The following is a 20,845-nucleotide window of genomic DNA, read 5'->3' as shown; positions in this document are numbered from 1 at the left end:
GAAAAGAGATATCTAAATAGCTTTATTATCACTAACCTTGAGTTAAAAGAGTTTAAATTTAATAAGAATTCAAAACTCTTTTGCTCATATATAAAACCATTAAATATTTATCAAGTTATTGTTTTTGAAGAGACTACTCCCAAGTTTTTGTATTATAAATCAACTAACAAAGAAGAGATAATTTTGGATGAAGATTATGTAATAGCTTACAAAAATGGAAGTTTTTACTATATTCAAAAGATAGATAAAACTCAAGTTTTAGAAAAACTTTTAAAGATTTTGATTGATACATTAAGATTTAAAAATCCAATTATAATAAAAAATGAGGATATTAAATATAAAAAAAGATATCTAAAGGAGTTCATTCGTCCCTTCCGTTCATATGGATTAAAACTCTATCTTCTTTATTTATTTACTTTAGGCTCTATATTTTATCTTTATGATTTTTCAAATGAAAAATATGAGTTAAATCTAAAAACAATACACAATACAACTACAAAACTTCAAAATGATACAAAATTTTATAGCATAAGTAAAAAAGTTGCAAATATATATAGTGTGGCAAAAGAGATGAATATTGATATTTTATCTATTGTTCTAAAAGAGTCAATTCTAGCTTTGGAGATAACAACTTTAAATAAACAAAGTATTTATGCATTTTTTAAAAAAATTGATTACAAAAGTGTTGAAAATATTAACTATGATGAAGATAGTAAAAGGTATCAAGCTAATGGAAAGATTAAGATATATAGAAGATGATTTTGACAATTTGTCAACTAAAGTAAAAATCGAACTCTACTTATTTCCTTTTTTACTTCTACTTTTATTAGCTTATTTTATCAGTGAAAATAGTTCTTTTGAAAAAAAGATAGATATTCAACCACTAACAATAGAAAATATTAAAATGAAAAAGAGTTTTATAGAGATCTCCAAAGAGATTGAAGAGTATGCAAAAAAGAGTTTTATAACACTTCAAAGTATAAAAAACAGTGACAATAATATTGAGATAGTTTTATATGAAAATCTCAAAAAGAGAGTTGAATTTATAAAATATTTGGAGCTGTATAACTCATTTTCAAAGATTGATTCAATTACTATAGATAAAAATCTATTAAGTGTAAAAATTGTTTTTGATAGATTTTATAAAAAAGAGCCAATTGATATAAAAGCTGAGTTAGAGTCCATATCTCCTAACAATAATAAATTTTTATTAAAAGCAATTGTGGGTAAATATGCTTATATAAATGAGACTTGGTTAAAACAAGAGGAGAGAATAGATAATTATAAAGTTGAAAGTATAGGAGTTAATGAAGTACATTTGCGCAATAAATATTCAAATTTAGTATTAAAGTTGTATGAAAATGAATAGTCTAGATTTAGAATTAAATTATGAGTTTATTAGTAAATTTCATATTCAAGAGCTTCAAAATAGTTTAATTGTACCTTTAAGCAAAGAGGGTATTTTTATTAAATGCCTATTTTGTAGTGAGTCAAATTATAGTAGTTTTAATACTCTGAATCTAATAAGAACTAAAGAGTTAACAAAAGAACAGATACTCTTTTTTCTAAGTGATATGGAGTTTAGAACAAAACTTTACTCTTTGGCAAGTGCTTCAATTCTTGATAAAAATAGCAAACAAAATCATATAGAGTCTTTTTTTAAAAATCTTATTGAAAAAGCAATCGCTTTAAGAGTTAGTGATATTCATTTAGAAAGTATGGAGGGTGTAGTATCAATAAGATTTAGAATTGATGGGAAATTAAAAGTTTTTTATATATTTCAAAACTCTTTACAAAGGGTTTTAAGTAGTTATATAAAAATGTTGTGTAGGCTTGATATTACTCAAAACAGAGTTCCACTTGATGGAAGTTTCTCTTTTTATTTAGATGAAAAGAAGTTTGATTTTAGAGTTTCAACTTTGCCAACTATTTATGGAGAATCAATTGTTATTAGAGTTTTAGATAATCAAAGCATTTTAAAAGATATAAGAGAGTTAGGTTTTAATCAAGAACATCTCAAAAATATAGAAGATATTCAAAAACTAAATAGTGGATTGGTTTTAATTACAGGACCAACTGGAAGTGGAAAAAGTACAACTTTGTATTCAATCATAAAAGGAATAAACAAAGAGGATAAAAAGATTATTACTGTTGAAGATCCTGTTGAGTATAAACTTCGTCAAGTACAACAAGTTGAGGTAAATGATGAGTTAAATATTAGTTTTAAAGAGGTTCTTAAAAATATACTAAGGCAAGATCCTGACATAATTTTAATTGGTGAAATTAGAGATAAAAACTCTTTAGATATAGCTTTACAAGCCTCTTTAACAGGACATTTGGTTTTTGCTTCAATTCATGCAAATAGTGCAGTTGAAACACTCTCTAGACTTTTTGAATTAAATAGTGATAAATATCTATTATCTTTAACTTTAAAATATATAATCTCCCAACGATTAGTTTTAAATATTTGCCAAACTTGTAAAAAGCAGGGGTGCAAAATCTGCAATTACAGCGGCTTTTATAAAAGAAGTTGTATTGCAGAGATACTAAAAATTGATGAAGAGTTATCCTCTTTAATTCTTAAAAATGATGGGGTTTCTGCTTATTTAAAAAGTATTGAATTTAAGACAATTGTAGAAGATGGAATGAAAAGGGTAGATAGTGGTATTACAACTCTTGAAGAAGTCTATAGAGTTGTAAATGCTTAGTAATAAATATAAAATCACATATCAAGAAAAAGGTGTAATAAAACATAAAATTGTTACAAAAAATGAATTAGATAGGTTAAAGTTACCTGAAAATATAATAAGCATAAAATCTTTGGGTTTTGATATACAACTTTTTAAAAAAATAAGAGATAGTAAAATCAAAGATAAACTATATGAACTAACATTGATGTTAGGTTCAAATATTAAACTAAATCAAGCCTTTGATATTTTAATAAAAAATGAAAAAGACAATCACTTCAAGGAGTTTTTAACAGATATAAAAAATTCCTTTATAAACTCTATTGATATTAGAAAAAGTATGAAAAAATATAGTGTTAATCCTTTAATAATTTCATTGTTTAAACTAATACAAGATAGTGGAAATATAAGTGAGAATATAAAATTTTTAAGTGAACTTACAAGGGAAAATCAAGAGATAAAAGGCAATTTTCTAAAAATAATGCTTTATCCAATTGTCTTAGTGGTTACTTTTATTTTTGCATTGATTGGTATATTTGAGTTTGTATTGCCAAATTTTGAGTCACTTTTTAAAGGAACAAATTATGAGATGTCAATTGCTACAAAAACTCTATTTTTATTAAAAGATATCTCTGGTGAAAAAATTATTATTGCAACAATAAGCATTTTTATTTTGATTATTGTCTTTTTTAGAGTATATAAAAATAATAACAGATTGAGAGTTATTGCAGATAATCTGTTTATAAAAGATAGTTTTTTTGTTACTAGGTTAAATAGGCTAAAAATACTATATATCTATTTTAGTGTTGTTCATATTTTATTAAAAAATAGATATGAGTTTTTAGAAGCAATAAACAAAGCAAAGGTTTTACTAAATAATCAATATCTTTTTGATAAAATTACCCAAATAGAAAATCTACTAAAAAGTGGGAAAAGTGTAAGTTTTGCTTTCAAATCATCTGGACTATTTGATGATATTGTTTTAAGCCTTATAGATACAGGTGAATTAACAAACTCATTAACTCTTGTAGTTGATGAGATAAAAAAGATTTATAAAAGAAGATTTGAAAACTCTTTGAGACTCTTTTCCATTATGATTGAGCCTATTTTTTTTATTATTATAATGACACTGATTTTATGGATTATTTTTGCTATTTTTGTTCCCTTGTGGAGCATGAATGATCTATTAAGATTTTAAGAGGAAATTCAATGACAAAAGAGAGTGAATTTGAGAACTCTATAAAAAACATTTTAGAGTATGTTGGTGAGGATGTAAATAGAGAAGGTCTTATTAAGACTCCTCAAAGGGTTAGAAAAGCTTTTGAATTTATGTGTAGTGGATATAACCAAGATCCAAAAGAGATAATCAATTCTGCACTTTTTACAAGTTCAAATGACGAAATGGTTGTTATAAAAGATATTGAGTTTTACTCTATGTGTGAACACCATATGTTACCAATAATTGGTAAAGCTCATGTGGCTTATATACCAAATGGAAAAGTTGTTGGATTATCTAAAATTCCAAGAGTTGTAGATATTTTTGCAAAAAGATTACAAATTCAAGAGCAGATGACAGAACAGATTTGTGATGCTTTACATGAAGCACTAAATCCAAAAGGTGTGGCTGTTATGATTGATGCAAGACATATGTGTATGGAGATGAGAGGTGTTGAAAAAATATGTTCAACAACTGTTACTTCAGCTCTTAGAGGTTTGTTTAAAAAAGAGAAAAAAACTAAAGATGAGTTTCTATCTATTGTAGCTCATTCACTTCATAAATAATTTTTATTAAGAATTTATTGGGAAATTTTCCCAATAAATTTATTCATAGATATAAACTGCATCTGCTTTATCTGTATCTATTTTTAAATCATTTTCCTTATCAACTTTTTCATTTGAGATTATGAAAAAAGGAAGATTACTTAATCTTGAGAATCTAAGTGGAATACCAACTCTTTTTTCAAGATGCATAGCTCCCACAAAAACTAAAAGTTTATCTTTTGAAGTTTTAATAATATCTTTTGATAATTTTGCAATATTTTCTGCCATGTATGTATCCCAAGCAACTTGTACTCTATACATTCTCTCTTCGCAAGGCTCATCACTTTTCTCTTTTAGTTTTTTACAGTGTTGCATAAAAGGCATAATAAGTTGTCTATGTGCGCTAACAGTTAAATCCAAAGAGTCATAAAAAGTTTTCTCTTCTTTGCTCATTTTATCAAACTCTTTTAAAGATATTTTTTTTCTACTCTCTTTTGTTAAATTGATACCATATAATCTTCCACCATTTGCTTTAATTGTCTCATATAATGGTTCAACATACTCCCATTTATATTTTGTAAACTCATCCCAATGACGTCTCTCTTTTAATCTTATCCCATCAAGTTTGCCATCTGTATAATCTTTTAATAATTTATCATGATTTGGACTAAACCACTCATTTGCAAGATTTAGATTGTATCCTTGTTTATCAAGTTCTTTTAAAAGATTTTCAAAAAATTTATGAGTTTTTTCATTATTATGATGATCTCCTACAAAAATAATAGGATAGTGCTCAAGCTCTTTTACTAATTTTTTTATATCAATATTTTTAGCTTGTTTTATCGAATATATTGTCTCTTTCTTTTCTAAATCATAAGATAGAGTAGGGCTTAAATTTTGGTTTATACAACCTGTGAATAGAAAGATTGTAAAAATAAGAAATAGTGAAACTTTTAACATTTATTTTTTCCTTTTTTTATAAAACTATTGTAAGTATTCTTACAATAGTTTTATTCTCTAAAATTTGTAACGTAATCCTATATAAGCAACTCTTCTTTGAAGGTAGTATGGATCGTTATTATCAAACTCTTCATCTGTAATATTATCTACTCCTAATTTTACAGATAAATCTTTAGTTATATCTTTATTGATTTGAGCATTAAAAATTGTATATCCTGATGCTTTATCTGTATTATCTACATCGCTATATTGTTCTCCTATATAGTTTGCACTTATATAAGTCGATATTCCCCATCCAAACTCAGAATTAAGTCCTATATTAAAAGTATGCTCAGGTTTATATGTTAAATCTTTGCCTGTTTGTTTATTTTCTGTTTGTATATAAGTATAATTTACATTTAGTGTATGGCTACTATTGAGATCATAATCAACACCTAATTCAAAACCTTTTGTTGCAACTTGATCAACATTTATATATCTAACATTTCCTGTTGTTCCAGCTGTATTAATCATATCTTCAACATCAGTTTTAAAGATTGCTGACTTAAAAGTTGTATTCTTCCCATAAAATTCATATGCCAATTCATAACTTTTTGAAGTTTCTGCTTTTAAGTTGTCATTTCCATATGGTGCTGCATGTGAACCTGAACCAAAGCCATTTGAACCTTTTGTTACAGATGGCGCTTTAAAGCCTTCTCCATAACTAGCTTTTAATCTCTGCATATCATCTATTTTATAAACCAATCCTAGATTTGGAGAAAATTCACTTCCATATTTTTGATTATCATCAAATCTTCCCCCAAATGATAATACAAAATCTCCTAACTCTATCTCATCTTGTAGATAGTATGCATTTGCTCTTGCATCAAATGCATATTGAGTTGAACCATTTTGTCTAAGTCTATCATAAGAGTCTTTTGATGTTTCGGCACCTATTATAATATAGTTCTTCTCAATCATTGAGATTTTTGCCTCACCTTTTAGGGAGTCACTGGTTAGCTTATGTGTGTATGTTGCAAACATACTATTTGCAGCTGCTTCTTGTTCAGATTTAGAATAATCTAAACTAAAAGAGAGTTTTTCAAAAGATTTTTCATATCCAACACTATAAATATCCCTTTCTAAATCATATGTAGTTGTATCATCATAATCTTTTCTCTCTTCTTCTCCTTTTATATATGAAGCATAAACTGATTGGGTATCATCAAAGTTATACTTTAATTTTGCTAACACATCTTTAGTCTCTAATCCTTCAATATATGTTGCTTCATTTGTTGGAGTTCCAAATGCAGTTGTACCAACTCCACCTGTAGCATCTTTTTCATTTTTATTTACACCTAAAAACAGACTAAGTTTGTCAGAAATATTTCCACCAATATTTGCACTTATTCTTGTCTCATCTCCTCCATTTTCAGCAGCTGAAAATCCACTTTGTAAGTTCACTTCTCCAAAAAGTTTTCTTGTATCTTTTTTTGTAATAATGTTTATTACACCACCAATAGCTTGTGAACCATATATTGAACTTTTTGGTCCTTTCATTACTTCAATTCTCTCTATCATATCAATAGGTACCCAAGAGTATTGAAAGTCACTATGACCAATATAATCATCTGTTGGACTTATTTTCTTACCATCAACTAAAATGAGTGCATATGTACTGTCAAGACCTCTAATTGAAATACTCTCTCTCCCTCCCATCATTGCTCCAGCAGCAGTTTTGATAATACCAGGGGTTTTGATTAATATATCTTTGATATTAGTTGCATTTATTTTTTTTATATCTTCTGCACTAATAACAGTAACAACCTCAGATAAATCTTTTATTGACTTTTCTGATTTTGCAGTAACAACTATATCTTCCAATTCATCTACTGCAAATATATTTGAGCTTACCATCGCAAGTGCAGAGATTACAAATAGACTTTTTTTGTACATTTATATTCCTTTTTGTAGTAAAAATTTAATTATATACATAGTTAAATATTTACAATATGTATTTTGATGAGATTATATGATTATTAATAATCAATATCAATATTGATTTATATAAATTGGAACTAATTTTACACAAATTGGAACTAATTTTTTTATAAAAATTTGAAGGAAAGGTTAGATTAACAAGCAGATCCCCTAAAAGGGGATAAATATTATGAGATTGTTATTAATATCTCTTTTTTTAGTTTTTTAGAGTAGACAAACTCACTTTCTACAGCAAATACATCAAAGATGTTCTCATATGTTAGTATATCTTTTGTCTCTCCAAAATATTTTATTTCGCCACTTTTCATCATTACAATTTCATCAGAGTAAAGATATGCCTGATTGATATCATGAAGTATTGCACACACCCCAATTTCTAAATCTTTTTGTAACTCTTTTGTTAAATCTAAGATTTTATATTGGTAATAGATATCTAAGTTCAAAGTTGGCTCATCTAAAAAAAGAAATTTCTCTTTCTCTTTACTTGCATATAGTTGCACTATAACTCTGGCAAATTGAATTTTTTGCTTCTCTCCACCAGAGAGACCTTGATAATCTTTATTTTTCAAAGGTTCAAGATTTAACTTATTTACTATATAGTTTATAATCTCTTTTTTCTTTTTTGAACTTAGAGTATAAGCATACAATCCCATTTCTACAATCTCTATGGCCTTGAAACTATATGGAAAAAAGAAAGATTGATTTAGAACTGATCTTTTTAATGCAAGCTCCCTATCACTATATCTGTCAATTGAAATATCATTTAAATAGACTTCACCTTTTTGAATATCAAGATTTCTATTTATACTTTTTATTAGGGTTGATTTTCCACATCCGTTGGGACCAACTATAGATAAAAAACTATTTGGTTTTATAATAAGGTCTATATTCTTTAAAATTTCTCTTTTTTGAATTGAAAAATTTAAATTCTTTATTTTATACACTTTTCTCCCCTTAGTTTGTAGCACTTTGTCTATTTTTTATTAGTAGCCATAAGAAAAATGGTGCTCCTAAAAGTGAAGTAATTATTCCAATAGGAAGTTCAGCTGGAGAGATAATAACTCTTGCTAAAGAGTCTGCCCATAAAAGAATAAATGCTCCTAATATTGCACTAAGAGGCAGATAAAATTTATGATTTGAACCAACAATAAGTCTCGCAATATGGGGAACTACAAGTCCAACAAAACCAATAATTCCACAAAAAGCTACACTTGTACCAATGGCTAAAGATACAAATAAAATGAGTTGCTTTTTTAACTTTTCAGCATTTACTCCTGAATTTTTTGCTTCATCTTCACCTAAAAGCATTAGATTTAGCTCAACTTTTTTTCGAATTGCAAAAATATAAGTGGCTACAACAATTGGGAATATAGTTAAAATAACTTTCATATCTGCATTTGCCAAACTTCCCATAGTCCAAAAAGTAAAACTTTTAAGCTCATCTTCTGTACTTACATAGGTAAATAAACCAACTAATGCTCCAAGCATAGCGTTTATTGCAATTCCTGCTAAAAGCATAACTGTAACGGCAACTTTATTATAAATAGTTGCCAATTTATATATTGCAAAAATAGTTATAACACTACCTAAAAAAGCACTAAGAGGAAGAGATAAATATGATAAAAATCCACTGTATAAAAGAGTGGGTAAAAAACTTCCAAGTAGCATAAATAGAACTACTCCAGCTGAAGCTCCAGCAGATACACCTATAATAGATGGGTCTGCTAATGGATTCTTAAATAGTGTTTGCATCATAGCTCCAGAGATACCAAAAGCAACCCCTACAAGTGCACCTAAAACAACCCTTGGAATTCTAATATCCATAAGAACTTGATAATAAATCTTATTGTTTTGTGGATCTAAAAGAGTATTTAGTATCTCAGAAAAAGAGATACTAAAAGCTCCAATAGTTATATTTAAAACAATAGATATTAAAAGTAATACAAAGCATATCTTAATTGCTGATTTTTTTAATCCAGTCATTTAAAAACTTATTTACAATATGATAATTGATTGTTATTTAACATACAAGAGAGATCTTGTAGTGCTTTGTCTACTCTTACAGTAAAACCAGAGATTAAAAGCATATCCATAGAGTAAATTTGATTATTCTTTCCAGCATTTGTAGAAGTTACAATACTCTCATCAATACCACTATCACCTGCATGATTAGTTTTTATAATAACATCTGGATTCATTTTTAAAATTGACTCTGCTGAAATTTTACTATATTGCTCAAAATTAACTGCATTTTTGCCACCAGCTAATTCTATCATAACCCCTGGTTTAGTTTTAGGACCAGCTGCCATTAGTGTACCTTCTCCTCTTGAAAATACAAATAACACTTTTGGCTCTTTTTTGCCTTTTATCTCCTCTTTTACTTTAGAGATATTCTTTTCTATTCTTGAGATAATTTCATCTGCTTTTTTTTCCTCTTCTAAAATTTTACCAATTTGTTTTATTTTATTTTTTGCAGATTCAATAGATGGGTTATCCTCAATAATATAAGTTTTTATACCATATTTTGGAAGTTCATCAACAACTTTTTTAGGCTTTGCTTGACTACTTATAATTGCAACTTCAGGTTTAAGAGACAGAATTCCTTCTTGAGGAAGACTTAACCAGTATCCAACATTTGGAAGTTTTGAAACAGCATCTTTAGGGTAAACACTTGATAAGTCAACTCCAATTAAATCATCTGCATGACCAAGAGCTGCTATTGTTTCAGTTATGCTTCCTCCAACGCTAACAATTTTTGAAGCGTAAGAGGTACTTATACTTAATAATAATGCCAGTGATAATTTAGTTATATTATGCATGTTCTTTTAAGCCTTCTTCATGGCTTTGAGAGTGGGCTTTACCTTTCATTGTTTTTTGTGTTTCAATTTTTTTATTTGATTTATCTAATTTATAAGCAGCTCCAAATCCAAGCACAATATTTCCATTATAAGGAGTCAGTTTATATATTCTTGAATCAACCATACTTCTTACAAGTGCACCTTGATCTCCAAGTTTCTTTTCAAACAGTGTTGCAATTTTCTCAAATCTTTCATCTTCTGGTTCAAATTTCTCAGCTTTTGCATTAAAATATAATCTTCTTCTTCCATAAATATGTGCTGTATTGCTTTCATCTTCAATGAAAAGTATATGTGCTTTACCTGTAGTGTACATATTGTGTGAGTGTTTTACAGCTGTACTTATAAACACATAGAAATTTCCCTCTTCATCCTCTACAAATGGTGAATAACTTGCAAATGGTTCTCCATCTTTATCAACAGTTGATAGAATTACACTTTTAATATTATTCAAAAAAACATCAAGCTCTTTTTGAGCTTTTTCTTTACTTATTCCCATTGCCTTTGCATTTTTCATTATTTATCCTTTATTTACAAATCTGGGAAAATTATAATTTAATTAAGAGTGAATATCAATATTAATTAATATAAAACAGAATTTTTTTTTCACAAAATAGAATTTTTTTTAATCTCTTTAGGAGAGAAGTATTCAATTATTAGTTTTTAAAAACTATTTTCACTTTAAAACTTATTACATTATATACTTGTATTGTAAAAATATAATCTTTTAAAGTCATAATTGGATTTTTAGTATATTTAATTGTTCTTGTATTAAATTATTTGTATATAAATTTAATGCAAATAAGAATATGGTAAAAATATAAATTTTTCATTTTTAAATAGATAGGTTAGATTTTATTAAATATTCTTAGAATAAATATAAAAACAATTATTGAATAAAAAACCTTTTCTTACCTAAAGTTTATAATAGACTAAGAATAATAAATAAGTTAAATATATTATGCTTAGAAAATAATAATTAAAAGATGGCTCATAATGCATAAAACTAAAATGGATGATAAACCCAATTAGTACTATAACTGCATGATAAACTTTAATTTTTTTAATATTAAAAAGAATATAACATTCAATAAACTTGATTAAACCATAAATAATACTCATTAATTTTACTCAGTAATTTAATGACAAGAATGTGTAATTACTTATTATAGGTGCATTACCCATTGTTAGTAGCCAACCAAAAAAAGCAAGGAGAACAACAATCTGTAGCAATTTTCCTTTTGTATTCTTCATTTCTTCCCATTGCTTTTGCATTTTTCATTATTTATCCTTTATTTACAAATCTGGGAAAATTATAATTTAATTAAGAGTGAATATCAATATTAATTAATATAAAACAGAATTTTTTTTTCACAAAATAGAATTTTTTTGAATATCTTTGGGAGAACAATTAAATTTTTGTGAAAAGGCATATGAAAAACTTCCTTGATTTGTATATCCAACCATTGAGGAAATCTCTTTTATTGAGTAGATATCCTCTTTTAAATACTCAACTGCTTTTTCAAGACGTACATCTTTTAGATATTCGTGAATTGTTTTATTAAAAAGCTCTTTAAAACCCTTTTTTAACTTTGTCTGATTAAGAGCAACCCTTTTTGATAATATCTCAATTGTAATCTTTTCATTAAAAGAGTTTTGTATTATATTTTCCACTTTTTTAACTCTTTTTATATCCTCATCATTTAATCCAACAAATTTAAGTTCATCTCTTTTTTGTATCTCTTCAAGAACATAAAGTATTATTTGCATGGCTTTATTTTTTAAATAGATTTTATCAAGACCGCTTTTATACTCCCTATTAAATAGCTCACTAAACTTATCTTCCAAGTTTGGTTCATATATCTTTTTATTAAAAGTATTTTTTAAAATATCAGAGAAGAATCCATTCTCATTTAAATATTTATCATGTAAAGTTATGCAGATATATTTTAGATGTTGACCTTGTTTATTTAACAAAGACTCTTCTATGTTTTTTTCATATTCAATGCTTATCTCATTTTTTTCATAAACTCTTTTTTCATTTGTATGGTGGTTTAGTTTTTCTAATTTCCCTTGAAGAATTATCCTAATTTGAAGATGTTTCCTCTTGGATTTTAGTTTTTGAATATGTGATTGTTTTATTTTATTATCTACAATATTTAAGTAGATATTCTCTTCAACCATGGCATTTACAATTTTTAAATCTATAAATTGATTGTTTATTGTGCCTACTTGTTTTATAAAGGATTTGCTCTCTTCCTTATTTGCTATGATTTTCCCAGTATTAAAAACTTCTGATCTTTTTAATTTAGTCATATTAACTCTTTGATAACAATTATTAAAATTGATTCTAGTAGAATTTACCTTTATATTTTTTTAATAACCAAAAATTTTATATAAAATAGAATTTTATAAAATGTTTAACAAGAAAATTAGCTTTTATATAGCTTAAAATATAGATTTTAAAAAAATTGATTAGTATCTTTTTATTTGAATATAAAATATTTATATTAGAATTTTCAAAAAAATTTAAGAGATTGTATGGAAAAAATTGATTTAAAATATATATGGGAATTACTCTTACAAAAGAAAAAACCTTTACTGTGGGGGCAGTTAATTACAGTTATAACTATACTTATTAGTGTACCAATTCCTTTGATGCTTCCAGCGCTTGTTGATGAAGTACTTTTACATAAGCCTGCATTTTTTGTATCAACTATTAATAAATTATTTGGTGAGGGAAATACTCTTTATTATATTGTTATAGTAGCTTTGATGGTAGTTTGTTTGAGATTTTTTTATTATCTTTTTTCAATTTTAATCACAAAGATATTTACAGATATTTCAAAATATGTAACTTTTAAAATAAGAGAGAAGTTAATTCTTCATTTAAAAGATGTATCAATGAATGAGTATGAAAGTATTGGAAGTGGAGCAGTTGCAGCAAATTTAATTACTGATGTTAATACTTTGGATAGTTTTATTATGACAGGAGTTAGTAAGCTTGTTACTTCCATTTTGACACTAGTTGCAGTTGCTATTGTAATTATCTCAATTCATCCTATTTTAGGATTAATGATTATTATAATTCAACCTTTAATAATGTTGTTATCTAGAAAAATAGCAAGAAAAGTAGGAATATTAAAGAAAGAAGAGAATGAAGCAATAGAAAAATTTCAAGATAATATTTCTGAATCTTTAGAACTTTTTGGACAGATTAAAGCTAGTAACAAAGAGGACTCTTTTTTTGATAGAGCAATAAAAAAAGCACAAAATATTCAAGTGACATCTAATAATTTTAGTTATAAAAGTGTAGCTTATGAGAAATTTTCTTTTACTCTTTTTTTAATAGTCTTTGAGATTTTAAGAGCTTCTGGTTTAGTGATGGTTGCCTATAGTGATTTATCTATTGGTATGATGCTTGCAATGTTTGGATATATTTGGTTTCTAATGAGCCCTGTTCAAGAGATGCTCTCTTTTCAATACTCTTACACAAGCTCAATGGCTGCAATAAAAAGAATAAATAGAGTTCTTCAACTTACAAAAGAGCCTAATGGTTCTAAGTCTCTTAAAAATAGGAATAATGGAGTAGATATAGAAGTAAAAGATCTTTACTTCTCTTATAATGAAAATAAAGAGTTATTAAAAGATATCTCATTAAGTATAAAAGCAGGACAAAAGGTTGCTCTAATTGGACCTAGTGGAAGTGGGAAAACAACCCTTGCACAAATAATTGCAGGTTTTTATACTAAAAAGGCTGGAAAGATTACATATAATGGTATAAGTATTGATAATTTAAATAAAAAGAGTTTAAGAGAAGAACTTTTTCTTGTTTTACAAATGCCAATTCTATTTAATAATACACTTAGATTTAATATTACTATGGGGGATGAAACTATAAGTGATGAGGCTATTTACAAAGCTTTAGAGATTGCTCAATTAAAAAGTAATGTTTTAAATATGAGTGAAAAACTTGATACTATTGTGGGGAAAAATGGTATTAGATTGAGTGGTGGTCAAAGGCAAAGATTATCAATAGCTAGGATGATTATCACAAATCCATCAATTGTAATTTTTGATGAATCAACTTCTGCTTTGGATGTTCATACAGAAGCTAGACTTTTTAATGAGTTAAAAGAGTTTTTAAAAGATAAAACAGTAATTACAATTGCCCATAGGCTAAGTACAGTTAGAAATGCAGATAGTATATATGTGTTAAATGATGGAGAAATTGTACAAAAAGGAACACCAAAAGAGCTTGAAGAGGAAGAGGGACACTATTTAGAGTTTATAAAAAATCAATTGGTTTAAAAATTTAATAAAAAGGAAATAATATGATAAAAGAAAAGATTAAAAAGATTTTGGAGTTAAACCCAGATATTACAACTTTGGAAATAGCACAAGAGTTAAATGTAAATGAGTATGAAGTTCTACAAAATATTGATGAAAGTTTCGCAAAAGCGATTGATGGTAAATATTTTGATGAAGTAATTGAAGATATCTCAAAATGGGGTAAGATTCTAATGATAAAAATCACACCATCTTTTGTTATAGAGATAAAAGATATTATGCCAACAGGAACGTATGGGCATGGTTATTATAACTTTGATTCTAAAGAGTCTTCTATCTCTGGACACTTAAAAGTCGATGATATAGAAAAAATCATTTTTGTTTCAAAAAATCACAGAGGAATGTTGTCTCATAGTGTTGTTTTTTATGATTCAAAAGGGGAGCATATTTTTAAAGTATTTGTAGCTAGAGATGAGAATCGTGAACTTCTCTCTTCTCAAGTTGAAATGTTTATGCAATTGAAAAATAGGTTTTAAATTTGCGCTAAAGTAATTCTTTTTATAAAAGGATTATTTTAGTAAGTATTAAAAAGAGAAAATCAAAAGATCCCAATCTTTATATAAATAAAAATAATATTTTAAAGAACTATAAAAACTCTTTGTTGTTTAAAAATAATGATTATTAAATTTCACTAAATAAAAATTATAAAAAAAATCTTTCAATCTTTTAGAAGTTAATATTAATTATAATATGATAAAAATTATCTTATAATAAAAAGAGTTAAAATGATTAAGAATTTAAGTATACCCAAAAAACTTTACCTTGGTTTCACAATCATGATATTAATTATTATCATAATTACTGCAATTGGAATCTATAAAGTTACTATTATTGATGAGACATTAAATAAAATAGTTGAAGTAAACTCGGTAAAACAAAGAGTAGCAATAAACTTCAGAGGTAGTGTCCATGATAGAGCAATTGCAATTAGAGATTTAGTTTTGTCAGGAAATAGTAGTGATAAGCTATTTGTTGACTCCTTAGCTGATATAAAAAGGCTTGGAGAGTTTTATGAAGAATCAGAAAAATCGATGGAAGCATTATTTAAAAAAGGTGTGGAAATAGATTCAAAAGAGAAAGAGTTATTAAATAAAATTAAAAGTATTGAAAGCCAAACATTACCCTCTATCTCTGAAATTATTAGACTAAAAGAGAATACTCAAGATACCCAAGCAAAAAAGATTTTACTTGATGAGGTAAGAGGTAATATTACTATTTGGTTAAAACTAATAAATGAATTTATCGATTATGAAGAGATGAAAAATCAAATGGAGATACCAAAAGCTAGACAAATAGCAAGTAGTTTCTCCTTTACAATGATAACAATTTTATTTATCTCATTGTTTATTGGTGCATTAATTTCTTTTATTATCTCTAGACAACTTATAAAATCAGTATTTAAAGTTCAAGATGGATTACAAAACTTTTTTGATTTTTTAAATAAAAAAACAAAAACCTCTTCGATTATTGATTTAGATACAAAAGATGAGTTTGGGAAAATGGCAGCAACAATTAATTTAAATATCGACTACATTGAAAAATCAATAAAAAAAGATGAAGAGTTTGTAAAAGATATTGCACGGTTTGCAAAAGATATAGGTTCAGGTAATCTTAGTTCAAAAATAGAAAAAGAAACCAATACTGATTCTTTATTGGAATTAAAAAATATTTTAACAAAAATGCAGTTTGAATTGGAACAAACTATCGCAAGTAGTATTCCAAAACTATTAGAAGTTTTAGAAAAATTTAAAGATGAAGATTTTACTTCAAGATTTCCAAAGGCAAACTCAAAGGTTTCCCAAGCTATCAATGAATTGGGAGAGGTTATTTCAAAACTATTAAATAACTCTTTTAATGTGGGTAAAACATTAGAAGAGTCTTCAGATGTTTTGATTAATAATGTTAATGAATTAAATATAAGTTCTAGTGAGGCTGCATCCTCTTTAGAACAAACAAGTGCTGCCCTTGAAAAAATAATTATGAGTGTAAAAAGTAATTCAAACAATGTGTCTAAAATGACTAATTATGCAAATGAAGTTGATATTTCAGCAAAAGATGGACAAAAATTAGCTCAAAATACAAGTTTAGCAATGGGTGAAATAGAAATGCAAGTTAATACAATAAATGAAGCAATCGGAATTATTGATCAAATTGCATTTCAAACAAATATATTATCCCTTAATGCTGCTGTTGAAGCAGCAACAGCAGGGGAAGCTGGAAAAGGTTTTGCTGTAGTTGCACAAGAAGTAAGAAATTTGGCTAATAGAAGTGCAGAAGCTGCAAAAGAGATTAAACTAATAGTTGAACAAGCTACATCAAAAGCTAGTTATGGAAAATCAATAGGTGATAAAATGATTGAAGGTTATAATCAATTGTTAGGAAATATAGACAAAACAATGAATACTATAAATAGTATAGAAGAAGCATCAAAAGAGCAAGAATATAGTGTGGCTCAAATAAATGATGCAATTGTTTTACTTGAAAAACAAGCACAAAAAAATCTTTTAATTGCAGGGCAAACAAAAGATATTGCAGTAAAAACTGATTCAATTGCAAAAGAGATTGTATTAGACCTTGGAAATAAAAAATTTTAAAAGTAGGGGGAAACTCCTACAATAAAATTAGTTTAGCAAGCATCAAAAAGCTAAAGAATCCTACAATATCTGTAACAGTAGTAAGTAAGACGGTGCTTCCTATTGCTGGATCAATATCCATCTTTTTTAAAACCAAAGGGATAGATGCCCCAAAAAAACCAGCACTAAAAAGGTTTATTATCATTGAAAGAGCTATTACCAAACCAAGAAGAGCTGTATTAAACCAAAACCAAGCAATAATTCCTATAATTATTGCAAAGATAAAACCATTGGCTAGTGAGATAAATACCTCTTTTTTTATGGCATCTTTACTATTATCAAAATCAATCTCTCCTAAAGCTAACTGTCTTACTGTTACAGCTAAAGTTTGTGTTCCTGCATTCCCTCCCATAGAAGCAACAATGGGCATTAAAATAGCTAAAGCAACAAAAGCTTCAATAGTTTTATCAAACATTCCTATTACCAAAGAAGCTAAAATTGCAGTTCCCAAATTTAAAAAGAGCCATAAAGCTCTCTTTTTTGCAGTATTTAAAAGATTGTCTTCATGTTCAAAGTCATCATTTACCCCTGCAAGTTGGTACATCTGTTCAGTTGCATTCTCTTCAATTACATCTAAAATATCATCACTTGTAATTCTACCAACTAAAATACCTTGATATCCCACAACAGGAACAACGTTTAAGTCATACTTTTCAACCTGTTTAGCAACTTCATCAATATGATCTTTATCATGTACAACAAAGGGTTTAAATCTATTCTCTTCATGTTCATTTATAATTTGTTCATATGTTTTTTCAAAATCAAAAATAATCAAATCTTCAAGTAATATTGAAGCAATTAATTTTTTTTCATTATTTACTATATATACTTGATGAATATTTTCTAACTCATCTGACTCTTTTCCCTCTTTTAATCTTTTAATCGAATCACTAATTGTTTCATTAATATTTGCAGAGAAAAGCTCAGTTTGCATATAAGAACCAGCTTCATCTTCATGGTATCTTTTAAGCCAGTTAATCTCATGCTTATCCTCTTCTTCTAAGCCTTCAAAAACCTCTTTTGCTTTCTCTTCATCTACCTCTTCAATCTCTTGGATAATATCTGTAGCATCATCTGAATCTAGTTCATAAACAACGTCTGAGAGTCTTTGAGAAGGTAAGAGAGTATAAACATCTTCTCTTAAATTATCAGGAAGTTCAAGAATAACTTCCCCTAAAATTTCATCGGGAATCTCTTTTAAAACATAATAGAAGTCATCTTCTGACTCCTTTTCTATCTTTTTAAGTGAGTATGCTATATCACTAGGGTGTAATTCATTTAACCTTTCAAGAAGTTCATGGGGGTTTTTTATAGCATTCTCAGAAGACATTAAATCTCCTTGGGAGTTACAATTGGACTACTTGATGCTACTCTATCTAGTCTTGTAGCTTTTTTTCTATTTTGATCATTTACAACCAAATCAAGATTTTGCATAGTAATTTTTGCATTTGCAATAAAAGTTTTTTTCTCTTTTCCTTTTAGTGCTATTTCTTCTGGTTTTTTGATTATTTTTAATGGATTAACAGCTCTTCCATTTATGTAAAGACCCAAATGCAAGTGGGGACCAGAACTAAGTCCTGTACTTCCTACATAACCAATAAGTTCTCCTCTTTTTACCCATTTACCTCTTTTTATACCAGCTCTAAATTTACTTTGGTGTCCATATAGAGTTTTATATCCATTTGGGTGTTTAATAATTATTACATTTCCATATCCACCCTTTCTTCCTGCAAACTCAATTCTACCTTCAGCTGCTGCATAGATTTTTCTTCCCCTTGGCGCTGCAAAGTCAGTTCCTAAGTGGGCTCTATATCTTTTTAAAACTGGATGCCATCTTTTTTGGGTAAAACCACTTGAAATCCTTGTATATGTTAAAGGAATTGTAAAGTAGTAAAATTTTGTAAAAGCTTTTCCTGTTTGATCATAATATTTATCATTGTCTTCATTTTTAAATCTATAATATTTTTTTCCAGAAATTTCTACCATTGCTGCTTTTATATCTGGTTGTCCAAAAGGTCTTCCAAGTAGCTCTTTTTGGGTATATTCAATTGCAACAAAATCACCTTTTTGCATTCTTCTAAAGTTTACAGAACCAGCAAAAATATCTTTTAGATTAGCTGCAAGGGCAGCACTTCCTGTTGCATCTTGAAGCTCTTTTGCAACTGATGTTTCAATAGGTATGGCAATTGTTTCTGTATATTCGCTATAACTAATAGGCAAGGTTTCAAATTTGTATTCACCATTGTTTTGTTTATATACATGAAGTTGAATCTCTTCTGAAACAGGAATAAGTACTTGATTTAGCGTTTTATCTTCATCTTCTATTAAATAAAAGTATGAATCAGCTGTTATCTCTGAACATAACTCTTTATCCTCTTTTTCCAAATCAAAATATAGTTTTTGGGGGATGGAATATTTTTCTAAAAAGGTCAAAAATGTTTCACCGCTTGGCCATTTTTCCTCTTTAACAACTGCTGAAAATAGTGATGAGATTACTAAAAAAAGTGATATTATTACTCTATACATTGCCCTTCTTTATTAAAAAATTAGAAGCATTATTATACAATTGCGCAACTAAATAAAATATAAAATTTTAGGGGCTTTTTGTGAAAAAAACATTATTATTAATGTTGTTGGTTTTTAATTGTTTGAGCGCTGATTTAGTAGATATTTACAGAAGTCAAGGTCTTGAAGCAGTTAAAGAAAAACTTGAAAATGAGTTGAAAAAAAAAGAGTATTGGCAAAGCTATTTAGCTAATAAAAATGTTGACTATGGGTACTATGAGTCAAGAGAGTTTGTTATCTTAGCTCAAAAAGATAAAAAAGAGTTGACTTTGTACAAAGTTGATAAAAATCAGTATAGTATTCTCTTAAAAGATAATGTAATTGTTGGTGAAATTGTTGGTGATAAACAAGAGGAAGGGGATTTGAAAACACCAACAGGAGTATATGATTTAACTCAAAAACTTACAAAGCTTGACCAGTTTTATGGACCACTAGCTTTAGTTACTTCATATCCAAACACTTTTGATAAAACTAGGAATAAAAAAGGACATGGTATTTGGATTCATGGAATGCCTTTAAATGAAGATAGAGAGAGCTTTACTAAAGGCTGTATTGCTTTAGATAACTTTAGACTTGAAGAGTTAGATAATACAATAGATTATGATAAATCTGTTCTTTTAATATCTGAAGATAGTGTGAATAAGGCTTCTAAAGAGGAGATTAGTTTAATCCTTTCTTCTATTTTTAAATGGAGAGATGCTTGGAAAAAGTCTGATATAGATGAGTATCTTGGATTTTATTCAGACTCTTTTAAAAGGGATGATGGAATGGATTTTGAAAGATTCAAAGATTATAAAGAGAGAATTTTTTCAAGAAAAGAAGATAAAACAATTGAATTTACAAATATTAATATAATTCCTTATCCAAACTCTTTAGACAAAATTATGTTCAAAGTGGTTATGGATGAAGATTATAAAACAAATAACTACACCTTTGTAGGTAAAAAAGAGCTCTATATTGAGCTTAAAGATGACAAAATCAAAATCTTAGCAGAAGGTTAAAACTTTCGCTAAGAGCTTTTTAGATATAATCGCCTCATTATTAACAACCATAT

At 27.4% G+C, this 20,845-nt stretch carries 18 protein-coding genes; 9 read left to right on the top strand and 9 right to left on the bottom strand.

What is annotated here, in order from left to right:
- The first annotated feature begins 147 nt into the window (after positions 1 to 147).
- Genes AEBR_RS11845 through folE form a run of 5 tightly spaced genes read left to right on the top strand, consistent with a single transcriptional unit; the run spans position 148 to position 4,469 of the window.
- Positions 148 to 759 carry a hypothetical protein gene (locus AEBR_RS11845; RefSeq protein ID WP_129086753.1) on the top strand — a complete coding sequence of 204 codons (612 nt, stop codon included), beginning with the start codon at positions 148 to 150 and terminating at the stop codon, positions 757 to 759.
- The gene (locus AEBR_RS11840) at positions 731 to 1,369 is read left to right on the top strand and encodes a hypothetical protein (protein WP_129086752.1); all 639 of its coding nucleotides are present in this window, start codon (positions 731 to 733) and stop codon (positions 1,367 to 1,369) included. Before AEBR_RS11845 ends, AEBR_RS11840 begins: the two co-directional genes overlap by 29 nt.
- Positions 1,362 to 2,708, top strand: a complete 1,347-nt coding sequence (locus AEBR_RS11835; protein ID WP_129086751.1) for a GspE/PulE family protein — start codon at positions 1,362 to 1,364, stop codon at positions 2,706 to 2,708. Before AEBR_RS11840 ends, AEBR_RS11835 begins: the two co-directional genes overlap by 8 nt.
- Positions 2,701 to 3,885 (top strand): type II secretion system F family protein, encoded by a 1,185-nt coding sequence (locus tag AEBR_RS11830; RefSeq protein ID WP_129086750.1) that lies wholly within the window; start codon positions 2,701 to 2,703, stop codon positions 3,883 to 3,885. The genes AEBR_RS11835 and AEBR_RS11830 overlap by 8 nt, the downstream gene beginning before the upstream one ends.
- 11 nt (positions 3,886 to 3,896) lie before the next feature.
- The gene (gene folE, locus AEBR_RS11825) at positions 3,897 to 4,469 is read left to right on the top strand and encodes a GTP cyclohydrolase I FolE (RefSeq protein ID WP_128978856.1); all 573 of its coding nucleotides are present in this window, start codon (positions 3,897 to 3,899) and stop codon (positions 4,467 to 4,469) included.
- A 39-nt stretch (positions 4,470 to 4,508) separates the two neighbouring features.
- On the opposite strand, the gene AEBR_RS11820 is transcribed toward folE, so the two are convergent.
- The 7 genes from AEBR_RS11820 to AEBR_RS11790 form a co-directional block, all read right to left on the bottom strand.
- Positions 4,509 to 5,408 carry a ChaN family lipoprotein gene (locus AEBR_RS11820; protein WP_129086749.1) on the bottom strand — a complete coding sequence of 300 codons (900 nt, stop codon included), beginning with the start codon at positions 5,406 to 5,408 and terminating at the stop codon, positions 4,509 to 4,511.
- Between the two features lie 57 nt (positions 5,409 to 5,465).
- Positions 5,466 to 7,343 (bottom strand): TonB-dependent receptor plug domain-containing protein, encoded by a 1,878-nt coding sequence (locus AEBR_RS11815; protein ID WP_129086748.1) that lies wholly within the window; start codon positions 7,341 to 7,343, stop codon positions 5,466 to 5,468.
- A 212-nt stretch (positions 7,344 to 7,555) separates the two neighbouring features.
- Entirely contained in the window at positions 7,556 to 8,332 is a 777-nt protein-coding gene (locus tag AEBR_RS11810; protein WP_164969458.1) for an ABC transporter ATP-binding protein, read from the bottom strand.
- A gap of 10 nt (positions 8,333 to 8,342) precedes the next feature.
- Positions 8,343 to 9,371, bottom strand: a complete 1,029-nt coding sequence (locus AEBR_RS11805) for a FecCD family ABC transporter permease (protein WP_129086746.1) — start codon at positions 9,369 to 9,371, stop codon at positions 8,343 to 8,345.
- Positions 9,372 to 9,379: 8 nt separating this feature from the next.
- On the bottom strand, positions 9,380 to 10,207 hold the full coding sequence (locus AEBR_RS11800) for a heme/hemin ABC transporter substrate-binding protein (RefSeq protein ID WP_129086745.1): 828 nt from the start codon (positions 10,205 to 10,207) through the stop codon (positions 9,380 to 9,382).
- Positions 10,200 to 10,760 (bottom strand): HugZ family pyridoxamine 5'-phosphate oxidase, encoded by a 561-nt coding sequence (locus tag AEBR_RS11795; protein WP_129086744.1) that lies wholly within the window; start codon positions 10,758 to 10,760, stop codon positions 10,200 to 10,202. The genes AEBR_RS11800 and AEBR_RS11795 overlap by 8 nt, the downstream gene beginning before the upstream one ends.
- 854 nt (positions 10,761 to 11,614) lie before the next feature.
- Entirely contained in the window at positions 11,615 to 12,559 is a 945-nt protein-coding gene (locus AEBR_RS11790) for an AraC family transcriptional regulator (protein ID WP_129086743.1), read from the bottom strand.
- A gap of 225 nt (positions 12,560 to 12,784) precedes the next feature.
- Here AEBR_RS11790 and AEBR_RS11785 point away from each other — a divergent pair, with 225 nt between their 5' ends.
- The 3 genes from AEBR_RS11785 (at position 12,785) to AEBR_RS11775 (ending at position 17,187) form a co-directional block, all read left to right on the top strand.
- Positions 12,785 to 14,554 (top strand): ABC transporter ATP-binding protein, encoded by a 1,770-nt coding sequence (locus tag AEBR_RS11785; protein WP_129086742.1) that lies wholly within the window; start codon positions 12,785 to 12,787, stop codon positions 14,552 to 14,554.
- 23 nt (positions 14,555 to 14,577) lie between these two features.
- Positions 14,578 to 15,069, top strand: coding sequence for a heme utilization cystosolic carrier protein HutX (gene hutX, locus AEBR_RS11780; protein WP_129086741.1), 492 nt, complete (start codon positions 14,578 to 14,580; stop codon positions 15,067 to 15,069).
- A gap of 249 nt (positions 15,070 to 15,318) precedes the next feature.
- The gene (locus tag AEBR_RS11775) at positions 15,319 to 17,187 is read left to right on the top strand and encodes a methyl-accepting chemotaxis protein (RefSeq protein WP_129086740.1); all 1,869 of its coding nucleotides are present in this window, start codon (positions 15,319 to 15,321) and stop codon (positions 17,185 to 17,187) included.
- Between the two features lie 16 nt (positions 17,188 to 17,203).
- Here AEBR_RS11775 and mgtE read toward each other — a convergent pair whose 3' ends face one another.
- Complete coding sequence (mgtE, locus tag AEBR_RS11770) at positions 17,204 to 18,556, bottom strand: magnesium transporter (RefSeq protein WP_129086739.1); 1,353 nt, start codon at positions 18,554 to 18,556, stop codon at positions 17,204 to 17,206.
- On the bottom strand, positions 18,556 to 19,752 hold the full coding sequence (locus AEBR_RS11765) for a peptidoglycan DD-metalloendopeptidase family protein (protein ID WP_129086738.1): 1,197 nt from the start codon (positions 19,750 to 19,752) through the stop codon (positions 18,556 to 18,558). Before AEBR_RS11765 ends, mgtE begins: the two co-directional genes overlap by 1 nt.
- An 80-nt stretch (positions 19,753 to 19,832) precedes the next feature.
- Between AEBR_RS11765 and AEBR_RS11760 the strand changes: the two genes are divergently transcribed.
- The gene (locus tag AEBR_RS11760) at positions 19,833 to 20,792 is read left to right on the top strand and encodes a L,D-transpeptidase family protein (protein WP_228712157.1); all 960 of its coding nucleotides are present in this window, start codon (positions 19,833 to 19,835) and stop codon (positions 20,790 to 20,792) included.
- Positions 20,793 to 20,845 lie beyond the last annotated feature (53 nt).

It is taken from the genome of Halarcobacter ebronensis (assembly GCF_013201825.1).
Taxonomy (GTDB): domain Bacteria; phylum Campylobacterota; class Campylobacteria; order Campylobacterales; family Arcobacteraceae; genus Halarcobacter; species Halarcobacter ebronensis.
This window is presented reverse-complemented; position numbering and strand designations above follow the sequence as displayed.

Bases quoted from the DNA above. Each gene is read 5' to 3' on its own strand.
- AEBR_RS11840 (WP_129086752.1), top strand. From the start codon at position 731: ATGGAAAGATTAAGATATATAGAAGATGATTTTGACAATTTGTCAACT.
- AEBR_RS11835 (WP_129086751.1), top strand. From the start codon at position 1,362: ATGAATAGTCTAGATTTAGAATTAAATTATGAGTTTATTAGTAAATTT.
- AEBR_RS11830 (WP_129086750.1), top strand. From the start codon at position 2,701: ATGCTTAGTAATAAATATAAAATCACATATCAAGAAAAAGGTGTAATA.
- folE (WP_128978856.1), top strand. From the start codon at position 3,897: ATGACAAAAGAGAGTGAATTTGAGAACTCTATAAAAAACATTTTAGAG.
- AEBR_RS11820 (WP_129086749.1), bottom strand. From the start codon at position 5,408: ATGTTAAAAGTTTCACTATTTCTTATTTTTACAATCTTTCTATTCACA.
- AEBR_RS11815 (WP_129086748.1), bottom strand. From the start codon at position 7,343: ATGTACAAAAAAAGTCTATTTGTAATCTCTGCACTTGCGATGGTAAGC.
- AEBR_RS11805 (WP_129086746.1), bottom strand. From the start codon at position 9,371: ATGACTGGATTAAAAAAATCAGCAATTAAGATATGCTTTGTATTACTT.
- AEBR_RS11800 (WP_129086745.1), bottom strand. From the start codon at position 10,207: ATGCATAATATAACTAAATTATCACTGGCATTATTATTAAGTATAAGT.
- AEBR_RS11795 (WP_129086744.1), bottom strand. From the start codon at position 10,760: ATGAAAAATGCAAAGGCAATGGGAATAAGTAAAGAAAAAGCTCAAAAA.
- AEBR_RS11790 (WP_129086743.1), bottom strand. From the start codon at position 12,559: ATGACTAAATTAAAAAGATCAGAAGTTTTTAATACTGGGAAAATCATA.
- AEBR_RS11785 (WP_129086742.1), top strand. From the start codon at position 12,785: ATGGAAAAAATTGATTTAAAATATATATGGGAATTACTCTTACAAAAG.
- hutX (WP_129086741.1), top strand. From the start codon at position 14,578: ATGATAAAAGAAAAGATTAAAAAGATTTTGGAGTTAAACCCAGATATT.
- AEBR_RS11775 (WP_129086740.1), top strand. From the start codon at position 15,319: ATGATTAAGAATTTAAGTATACCCAAAAAACTTTACCTTGGTTTCACA.
- mgtE (WP_129086739.1), bottom strand. From the start codon at position 18,556: ATGTCTTCTGAGAATGCTATAAAAAACCCCCATGAACTTCTTGAAAGG.
- AEBR_RS11765 (WP_129086738.1), bottom strand. From the start codon at position 19,752: ATGTATAGAGTAATAATATCACTTTTTTTAGTAATCTCATCACTATTT.